This is a genomic window from Micrococcus sp. (assembly GCF_030523875.1).
Taxonomy (GTDB): Bacteria; Actinomycetota; Actinomycetes; order Actinomycetales; family Micrococcaceae; genus Micrococcus.
The window spans coordinates 1,400-2,040 of record NZ_JAUNHR010000157.1; the positions used below are offsets into that span (position 1 = coordinate 1,400).

Below are 641 nucleotides of genomic sequence, written 5' to 3' on the forward strand. Positions count from 1 at the left end.
TTCGAGTGCTCCACCTCGAATCAGCCCAGCACGGGCACCTGCGTCGGGCGGCGGGTGGAGAGCAGGTACCGGGCGCCCGGGACGGCCTCGGCGACGCTGTGCCCGAGGGCGACGGCGGTCTCGCACATCCCGAGCACCACCGGGTCCCCGACCTGCGGGGCCTGCGCCAGCGACGCGGCGACGGCGTCCTGGAAGTCGGTGATCGCGGACGGGTCCGTCATCGCCCGGCCCAGCAACCGGGAGGTCCGGCTGATGCCGAGCTCGGGGCCGTCGTTGAGCAGGCGCGCTGCCAGCAGCCCCAGCAGGTGCCCGGAGCCGCGGACCAGGCGCGGGTCGGTGGGGACGTGCTTGCCCAGCAGCAGCGACACCAGCAGGTGGGCACGTTTGGGGTTGCGGCGCAGCCCCACTCCCAGCAGGTCGGGGGCCTCCAGGCCGGTGGCGGAGCCGGCGGGCATGACGAGGATGCCCAGGTGCTCGCGGGCCCAGGTTCGCGGGTCGGTCATGAGAGCAGACTGGCAGACAGGATGTCGACGAAGCTGACCTCCGGGCGGCTGACCCCGAACAGCTGCGCCCGGTCCATCGTCGACCTCGCCCAGGCCATGTGCGGCTTGGACTCGTTCATCTTGTTGCGGTAGCCCGAG

Annotated in this window: 2 protein-coding genes; both read right to left on the minus strand. The window is 72.7% G+C overall.

Features of this window, described 5'->3' with window-relative positions:
* Positions 1-20 precede the first annotated feature (20 nt).
* Positions 21-503: a phosphoribosyltransferase domain-containing protein gene (locus Q4D18_RS11680; protein WP_303128607.1), complete on the minus strand. Its 483-nt coding sequence runs from the start codon at positions 501-503 to the stop codon at positions 21-23.
* Positions 500-641 (minus strand): HpcH/HpaI aldolase/citrate lyase family protein (locus Q4D18_RS11685; protein ID WP_303128609.1); only part of this gene is annotated, 142 nt, incomplete at its 5' end. The genes Q4D18_RS11680 and Q4D18_RS11685, both read right to left, overlap by 4 nt.

Bases quoted from the DNA above. Each gene is read 5' to 3' on its own strand.
- Q4D18_RS11680 (WP_303128607.1), bottom strand. From the start codon at position 503: ATGACCGACCCGCGAACCTGGGCCCGCGAGCACCTGGGCATCCTCGTC.